Origin of the sequence: Bradyrhizobium yuanmingense, assembly GCF_900094575.1 — a bacterium.
In the GTDB taxonomy this organism is placed as follows: domain Bacteria; phylum Pseudomonadota; class Alphaproteobacteria; order Rhizobiales; family Xanthobacteraceae; genus Bradyrhizobium; species Bradyrhizobium yuanmingense.
Window position 1 is genome coordinate 1 of sequence record NZ_FMAE01000063.1, and the last position, 5,672, is coordinate 5,672.

At 58.3% G+C, this 5,672-nt stretch carries 9 protein-coding genes and 1 pseudogene; 5 read left to right on the plus strand and 5 right to left on the minus strand.

Annotated elements, in window-relative coordinates:
• Window positions 1–108: 108 nt before the first annotated feature.
• Window positions 109–621 carry a phasin family protein gene (locus GA0061099_RS38540; protein WP_074448650.1) on the plus strand — a complete coding sequence of 171 codons (513 nt, stop codon included), beginning with the start codon at window positions 109–111 and terminating at the stop codon, window positions 619–621.
• Window positions 622–1,338: 717 nt separating this feature from the next.
• On the plus strand, window positions 1,339–1,728 hold the full coding sequence (locus tag GA0061099_RS38550; protein WP_442869241.1) for a helix-turn-helix domain-containing protein: 390 nt from the start codon (window positions 1,339–1,341) through the stop codon (window positions 1,726–1,728).
• On the opposite strand, the gene GA0061099_RS43355 is transcribed toward GA0061099_RS38550, so the two are convergent.
• From GA0061099_RS43355 to GA0061099_RS38565, 5 genes are all read right to left on the minus strand, one after another.
• Entirely contained in the window at window positions 1,713–1,958 is a 246-nt protein-coding gene (locus tag GA0061099_RS43355; RefSeq protein ID WP_141697813.1) for a DUF2958 domain-containing protein, read from the minus strand. The genes GA0061099_RS38550 and GA0061099_RS43355 overlap by 16 nt on opposite strands.
• 173 nt (window positions 1,959–2,131) lie before the next feature.
• Window positions 2,132–2,302 carry a hypothetical protein gene (locus tag GA0061099_RS41765; protein WP_157785228.1) on the minus strand — a complete coding sequence of 57 codons (171 nt, stop codon included), beginning with the start codon at window positions 2,300–2,302 and terminating at the stop codon, window positions 2,132–2,134.
• A gap of 166 nt (window positions 2,303–2,468) precedes the next feature.
• Window positions 2,469–2,642: a hypothetical protein gene (locus GA0061099_RS41770; RefSeq protein WP_157785227.1), complete on the minus strand. Its 174-nt coding sequence runs from the start codon at window positions 2,640–2,642 to the stop codon at window positions 2,469–2,471.
• Between the two features lie 196 nt (window positions 2,643–2,838).
• The gene (locus GA0061099_RS38560; protein WP_231088645.1) at window positions 2,839–3,210 is read right to left on the minus strand and encodes a hypothetical protein; all 372 of its coding nucleotides are present in this window, start codon (window positions 3,208–3,210) and stop codon (window positions 2,839–2,841) included.
• A gap of 249 nt (window positions 3,211–3,459) precedes the next feature.
• Complete coding sequence (locus GA0061099_RS38565) at window positions 3,460–3,702, minus strand: hypothetical protein (RefSeq protein ID WP_244621056.1); 243 nt, start codon at window positions 3,700–3,702, stop codon at window positions 3,460–3,462.
• A 427-nt stretch (window positions 3,703–4,129) separates the two neighbouring features.
• Here GA0061099_RS38565 and GA0061099_RS38570 point away from each other — a divergent pair, with 427 nt between their 5' ends.
• From GA0061099_RS38570 to GA0061099_RS38580, 3 genes and pseudogenes are all read left to right on the plus strand, one after another.
• Window positions 4,130–4,507, plus strand: coding sequence for a hypothetical protein (locus GA0061099_RS38570; protein ID WP_074448651.1), 378 nt, complete (start codon window positions 4,130–4,132; stop codon window positions 4,505–4,507).
• 99 nt (window positions 4,508–4,606) lie between these two features.
• Entirely contained in the window at window positions 4,607–4,843 is a 237-nt protein-coding gene (locus tag GA0061099_RS38575; protein ID WP_036043705.1) for a DUF6894 family protein, read from the plus strand.
• A 345-nt stretch (window positions 4,844–5,188) separates the two neighbouring features.
• A pseudogene (locus GA0061099_RS38580) lies at window positions 5,189–5,672 on the plus strand (RsbRD N-terminal domain-containing protein); the annotation flags it as partial.

Here is a 5,672-nt window from a genome sequence, read left to right on the forward strand (position 1 = left end):
TAGTTCATGCGACCAACAGTGCACGGGCTTGGAACGCCACGTCACAGAGCCTGTTGTCCTTTCGGAAATGACCGTTGTGGTCGCACCCCCATTTTCTTGGAGCGTCAGATGAGCAAACGCAAAGCGGCGACAGCGGCAAAGCGCGCCCGCAACCCGAAAATGGCCGCGCGGGCCCAACGGAACAAGCAGGCCATTGTTAGAAGCCCGAAAGACAATTCACTTCACTCTGCTGCGGCAGACTCGGTCGAACCGCCTCCTGAGCTTCATGATGATCCTAAACACCAGGTTCCCATCATTGAGCCTGAGGCGGATGCCTTAGTAGGTGACCGCAGCCAGAGAATGACGGATAGCGATCCAACGAAAGGCTTTGCTCTACCGACAGCAAACATGCAGGCGTATCAAGCGAAGCTTCTTGAGATAGCCGGGGCCAACGCGCAATTCGCTTTTGAATTCAGCCTGAGACTTGCGACGATCAGGTCACCAACTGAATTTTTCGGCGTCATTACGGAGTTTACAAGCAGACGGGTCGATATGTTCGCGCAGCATTCGAGAGAACTGGCGGCATATCCGTTCTTGCGCATCAAGCCGGCCCGAGAAGTTACGGCTCTGCCGGGACGATAACTGCAAGCCGTACCCGCTGCGGCAAAGGATGGACGCAAACGCGGATCAAGCCGGCGCCGGTCACGGTTGCTTGCTTTCGGCTAGGGAGCGCGACTCACAACGAGGGAGCGGAATCAGCGCCGGCCATCTCGGTGCCGATCTTTGTCCTGACCGCAGCTTCTGCGTGAGGGGCCATCAAACCGCAGTCAGCGGCAAGTGCCCTGCCTTGCGACGCCGCGCTTCAGATGAGCCCATCAAATCGGAACACGCCAAGGATGTCGGGCTCGACTTGCTTCCCTGGCAACCCGCGATTTCTGCGCTGTATCCCAAGAGTTAGCGGACCGAGGCTGCTGGCGCGAGTTGAGGACCCTGCCATCTCCGGGACGCGGGCTTCGGAATCAGGTTTGTTCGGGAGATCGGCGGAAGCTGGTGCAAGACGGGCGCCTGCGGGTTTTTGCCAATACTTAGCAGGCGGTGCACGCCTACATCTGATCGCGTCGGCGCTCTCGCAGCCTCTGAAAAACCTTCCCGACATGGCGACGAACGTGTCAATGGCGTCGGCGACGCATCGCGGCGGCCGTCCGATATTCCGGATAACTCCGCCGGTGTGTTTTCTCGCTGAGCCGCCCCTCGAGAAAGGCGCGCGCATAGATGCCGGGCGAACTGTGGCCCTGAACCAGGATCAGATCGCCGCCATGGTTCTCCGAAGCTGCCAGGCGGTTCGAGCGCGACGCGCCCATCCTTGACGAGCAGACGACGTCTGTTCTGCTGGCTTATGCATGGCCGGGAAATGTGCGCGAGCTTCGCAATGCCGCCGACCGTTTCGTGTTGGGTGTGCTCGACGGCAAGACGATCAACAAATCCGGCCTTGGCGGCGCGGACGTCTCGTTGCCTCGCCAGCTCGAGAACATCGAACGATTGATCATCGAGGATGCATTGCGCCGCAAGCAGGGCGACGTCCAGACAACAGCTGCGCTGCTCGGCCTCCCCAAGCAGACCTTGTACGACAAGATCAAGCGTCTTGGGGTGAACGTCGACGGCATCAAGGAAGGTTCGAGTCTCCGCCGGGGATTGTGTTCGAGTACGGACGCCGGGATGACGTGCCGCCGACGTTACCCGCCAGCTTGAAGGCCGCGGGACAGACGCGGCGCCGGACCAGGAAACGCACTCCCTGAGATCCCCACGAACTGCCTCAGGCGACAGATCGAATAAGATAAGACGTAGCCGAGTTCCGGGCACCCCTGACCGAGGTCGCACAATCCGAAGAGGCGATCGGGCTCGTCTGGATCGACTTCAGTGATGAGCCACGTGGCTTGTGCGTCCCGTGCGAAAAATTTCGCCACTGGTACGTGGGTCACCGCCGTTGATTGCGTTCACCAAGAGTTGGACGCGGTCTGCCACCGTGCGGAGATCGACGTTGAACATCAAGCCGCTCCCAGTCAGAGCGTTTGGGTAAATCGACGATTGGATATGTCGCACAATTCATTGGTACAAAGGGCAAATTGGTCGGTCCGGTAAGTCATTGTTTTTGCTACTCTCGATCGGTCGCTCCCTCGGGGGCACCCCGTCGTCTGATCTCGTCCTCGATTTCTTCAAGAAAATCGAGGATCTCGGGAACGTCCATGTCCTCAAGCGCGTCGAGCTTATAACGCTCCACGATCGTCAGTTCAGCCTCTGAAAGAGGTCCGGCCCCATTTTGCATCACCGTCTCCCGGTTTATTGGACGAGCAGGCAGGCGAGACCGACTGATGACGTTCTCATCACCGATAAATGCCTAGGGCCTCGCGGTGACAGGTTTTTGTTAACACCTATGGCGGTACCGAATCTGAGCAAATTTGACCATCTCGCACGAAGCGAATTGGGACAGCCTAGCGCTCGTCCTTGGCGCTGTGATGAAGATTAAAAGCTCTGTCGTACTTGTCGCGGGCTTCGGTACCAACGCTGTATCGGCCAGGCCACCATGAATGTGGTGGATTGTAGTTGTCGTTCTCAGCGTCTGCCTTGGCTTTTTCCTCCAGCTTCTCGGGCGTCCAAAGCGACATTGATCTATCTTTACCCCACATCTTGGGCCTCACTAGTGACTTTACTGCGGCTTATGGCGCCGGCGGCAATTTGAACAAGGTGCCAATCGTCCAACAGCTTCCCGCCAGAATGCCGAATCCATCCCGCATGGTGTGGTCAAAGATGATCGCCCGATCGAGGGCGGCTGGCCCTATCTGTTGTCCTCCCGAATGGGAATCAGGTCTTGGCCGCCGTCTTGGCAATCTCCGTCTCGATGCCGGTGGCGCAAGCCTTGGCGAATGAGTAGTCCATGCTCGTGGACGCCACACTCTTCACGAATTCGCTGACGACGTTTTCTCTGGAATAAGGGCCGGTCGCCTTGAACTTCGCGAGAGCGCCGTCCGCGGCTGTAAACTGAGCGACACACAGCGGTACCAGAACGGACATCCGGCCACTGGTCTCCGCCGAGACCCGCATGACCCTGGCGGACTCCCCGGTGACCCAACCGCCCCAGGCAAATCCAATCGCCATGGTCGCCACCGCGCCGAAAGCAATTCCTTGAAGGAAGCGGGTCCGCGCCTCGCCTTGTAATATTGCAGGAAGCTTCATGATGGTTGCCTTTCGTGAGCGCATGAGGACGTGCACCGGCGCTGCTGACGCACGTTGATAAAATCCAGTTTTATGATTGCGCCTTCCGATGGCACGTGAGCTGCTACTACGACGACGCGCGGCGACTTCGGAAGTCGCTGCTTCCTGGGCAGCTTCAAGGTGAGCATCTGCCAACCTCTAGCCAAACCTTATATCTTCAGATTGATCGTGTAAATGACGTTCCGCGCGACGAGCCTTCTTGGCTTTGCGCTAGTCAGACGAACTGCTTTGCCAGAGCGTCACGGCTACGACGAGGTGAGAGTAATTGGCGTGTCTGAACTCCTCATCCCAACGGATAAGATCGTACGCGACCTTGTGCGGCGTAAAGGCTCGGAAGTTGAAGCCAGCCGAGAGATGCCGCGCGGCGGCACCATCCAGGCCTTCCTTGGTGACGTCCGTCATACGGCGCCCTTCTGCAAATCCGCTTTCGCTGCTGAACGCGCTTCCGTTCAAGGCCAGCTCCTCGTTCGGACGACGCTGCGCTTCGTAGCAGGGAACAGCCAGTGAAATCGGGGTTCCCGAGCAAAAAATCGAGGTCTGTCCGCTCCTTGCGAGGCCGAGAAAGTTGTAGCTATTGCAGCTCGGGAGGCGCCCGCTCTTTCGGGCAGAGATGATATCGATCGGTGCGGTGTGCCGTCGCAATGGTCCGGAAGGCGACCGCACTCCGTCGCTCTCTCGCCGTGTTTGAGAACGACGCAAGGAGCTGTGCGATGAGCAGGTGGTCGTGGCAGGGATCCACCGGAACCCTAAGCGGCCGGGTTCATTAGCTCGACACGGACAGAAAAATTGGCCAGATGCCCCGCCCTCGCAGGAGATGACTGGCTCCGGCTCACATGCAGCGGCATCGCCGTTATCACCCTCCAATCAAATGATGTCAGAGATGTCCAGGTCAAAAGCAGTTCTCCAGAAGTCACCAGCGGCGACAGCTGAGCAAGGCCGGACGGTTCGGCTGACGCGCGAGCTTCTCGACCAGGTTGATGCATGGGCGCTCAGCCAGAAGCAGAGGCCTAACCGATCAGAAGCGGTACAACTGCTGGTGAAGACGGCGCTCGAAGGGCTGCGTGATCAGCCTATGCGCGAATCTCCAGAGTCGAATCGTGAGAGCCCTCGGATCCGCGCAAAGGAGCTTGCCTCTGACGCGCTCGACCGGCTGGCCGATACGGGTGCGACATCCGAAGACAGGGCAAGCCGGAAGAGCAGGCTGATGAAAGGTCCCGAAGAATTTCGCAAGGTCCGGCGGGACAGATCGAACAGTTGAGGCTGATCGTGTGACAGGACGACAGCCGCATCGATGTCCGAGTCTTCAGGCAAGCACCGATTGGCGGGACTAATATGTGTTTAATTTCTGGAGCGCTCCATGAATCGGTATTTCTTTGACATCCAAAGTGGTCGCGATTTCTTTGCAGACGAGGAAGGTCTACCCCTTCCCAATCTGAAAGCCGCCGAAGTCAAAGCAATGCAAACCTTGACTGGAATCGCCCAGGAATCCGTCTTCCCAAGCAAGCGGGCGGATTTGGCAGTGGAAGTGCGCTCGAGCACCGAACAGCTGTTCTGCGTTTCGATAGTCCATCGGAACTCGAGCACCAAGCATTGAAGCCGGTTCCCCTAGGCCAATATGGTGGTGCTAGCTTGCATCCGCTACAGATCGACGCAGAGGTGCGCCGGGTCCTGCCCGCGACGTGAGTGGAACGATCGCTTTCCGATATCCCCGCGTCCTGCAGGGCAAGTGCAAAACGACCGTTGTACCGCAGGTTCCGCCGCAAAGTTGCGCGGTTCTCCCCGCTGGCGGAGCCAGTTGTGACAGCTCGGGAGCCAGTGGCTATACTCTAGGCTCGGCGCTTCGGAAGGGCACGGCATTCGCGAGCAGCGGGCTTGTGCCTGCTCGATCTAGGGCTCGCGTCATCTACTTGGGGGCGGCTTTGAATACTTGGGGGCGGCTTTGAGCAATTCCACTGAGCGGCCAAAATACGAACGCCTGGCTGACTTCATTCGACAGAACCAGGCTCCGATCGTGAAGGAATGGACGGAGTTCGCTCGAACTCTGTCACCGGCCAGCGATCGGATGACGAAGTTGGCTCTGGAAGATCATATCTTCGATCTTCTTAGGTTTGTGGCGGACGACCTCGAAACCGCACAAACCCCGCGGGAGCGATTTGATAAATCGCGAGGCGACGGCCCGAAAGATAGCCCCTTTTCTCAAAGCGCGGCTGAGCTCCATGCCGCTCTGCGTCTGGCCGACGGCTTTAACATCGACCAGATGATCTCGGAATATCGGGCGCTTCGCGCAAGCGTCGTCAAGCAGTGGGTTGCTCATCATCGAAGCCTTGCGGACACCGATATTGAGGACTTGACGCGGTTCAATGAAGCGATCGATCAGGCCGTGACGGAGTCGGTGGCCCACTATACCAAGACGATAAATGACT